We start from the raw sequence: 1,806 nt of genomic DNA on the forward strand, positions 1-1,806 counted from the left end.
GTCTCGGCTTCGACCTCGTCTTCACCCTCGCCTGTGCTGTGATCGCGCTGTGGGTGCGCCCGCGGGACTTCTTCATGATCGGGGTCTTCCCGCCGATCTTCCTCGGCGCCGTCGTGATCGTGCTCGGCATCGCCGATCCCGCCTCGGTGGCCCGCGCCTCCGACAACGCCGGTCAGGCCGTGGTGTCGGGGCTGGCCCACCAGGCCCAGACGCTCGTCATCGGCTACGGGCTCACCCTGGCGCTCATCGCGCTGCGCCAGGTGGCGATCCGCAACGACGGCCGCCTCCGCGTCCACCGCTGACGTTTCGCCACCCCTCCCCGCGAGACGTCGCTCCGGTACGCGCGAGGCGTCCCTCCGGTACGCGCGAAACGGCGCTCGCGTTCAACCGAGACTGCGCTGCCACACGGCACGCCGACTCGCGGGGCAGAGCGCGGGTCAGGAACTCGCGGCGGCAGCCTTCTCCGCCGCGCGGATGTCGCGCCGCAGCTCCGGCGGAAGGGCGAAGATCAACGACTCCTCGGCGGTGTGCACCGCTTGGGCGTCGGGATAACCACGCTCGGCCAGGAACGACAGCACCCCATCCACGAGGTCCTCGGGCACCGAGGCGCCTGAGGTGACCGAGACCCGCTCGACCCCCTCGAGCCACGCCTCGTCGATCTCGCTGGCGTCGTCGACCCGGTACGACGCCTTGGCCCCGGCCTCGAGGGCGACCTCGACCAGGCGCACCGAGTTCGACGAGTTGCCCGAGCCGACCACGATGAGCAGGTCGGCGGCCTTCGAGATCTCCTTGACGGCCATCTGACGGTTCTGGGTGGCGTAGCAGATGTCGTCCGAGGGCGGGTCGAGCAGCAGCGGGAAGCGCTCGCGGATCGCGTCGACCACGGCCAGCGTCTCGTCGACCGACAGCGTCGTCTGGCTCAACCACGCCACCTTGGCCGGGTCACGGACCTCGATCGAGGCGACGTCCTCGGGGCGCTCCACGAGCTGGATGTGCTCAGGGGCCTCCCCAGCGGTGCCCTCGACCTCCTCGTGGCCGGCATGGCCGATGAGCAGGATGTCGTAGTCGTCACCGGCGAAGCGCTTCGCCTCGTGGTGCACCTTGGTGACCAGCGGGCAGGTCGCATCGATGGTCTTCAGCTCCCGCTCGGCGGCCTGCTGGTGGACCATCGGGGACACACCGTGGGCGGAGAACACGACGGTGGCGCCCTCGGGGACCTCGTCGAGCTCCTCGACGAACACTGCACCGCGATCCTCCAGCCCGGCCACGACGTGCTTGTTGTGGACGATCTGCTTGCGCACGTAGACCGGGGCGCCGTACAGGTCGAGGGCCTTCTCCACCGTGATCACGGCCCGATCCACCCCGGCGCAGTAGCCGCGGGGCGCAGCCAGCAGCACCGCCCGCTCGTCGGCACGGTCGGCGGTCAGCACGGGAGGCATCCCCAGGTCAGCACTGCTCATGCCCCCATCGTAGGAGGCGTGTCGGAAGACGCGGCTAGGGTGCCTGCGTGGCACTTGAGACCAGCCCCGAGCAGCCGGCCCCGGTCCGGCAGATCGCCACGCTGCTGACGAGCTGGATCGACCGTCTCGGCGCGGTCTGGGTCGAGGGGCAGATCGCCCAGCTCAACCGCCGCCAGGGCATGGCCACGGTCTTCATCGTGCTGCGCGACCCGCTCGGCGACATCTCCATGTCGGTCACGTGCCAGCGCCAGGTCATCGACTCCGCCGACCCGCCCGTCGTCGAGGGCGCCAGCGTGGTCGTGCACGGCCGCCCCCGCTACTACACCAACCGCGGCACCCTCAGCCT

At 70.5% G+C, this 1,806-nt stretch carries 3 protein-coding genes; 2 read left to right on the forward strand and 1 reads right to left on the reverse strand.

The window, feature by feature from the left end:
* A partial coding sequence (locus RMN98_RS05280; protein ID WP_397208888.1) for a DUF6542 domain-containing protein occupies positions 1–302 on the forward strand: 302 nt, incomplete at its 5' end.
* A gap of 135 nt (positions 303–437) precedes the next feature.
* Here the strand turns inward: RMN98_RS05280 and RMN98_RS05285 are convergent.
* On the reverse strand, positions 438–1,460 hold the full coding sequence (locus tag RMN98_RS05285; RefSeq protein WP_309647756.1) for a 4-hydroxy-3-methylbut-2-enyl diphosphate reductase: 1,023 nt from the start codon (positions 1,458–1,460) through the stop codon (positions 438–440).
* A gap of 47 nt (positions 1,461–1,507) precedes the next feature.
* Between RMN98_RS05285 and RMN98_RS05290 the strand changes: the two genes are divergently transcribed.
* Positions 1,508–1,806 (forward strand): exodeoxyribonuclease VII large subunit (locus tag RMN98_RS05290; protein WP_309647757.1); only part of this gene is annotated, 299 nt, incomplete at its 3' end.

Source organism: Nocardioides sp. (assembly GCF_031397825.1).
In the GTDB taxonomy this organism is placed as follows: Bacteria; Actinomycetota; Actinomycetes; order Propionibacteriales; family Nocardioidaceae; genus Nocardioides.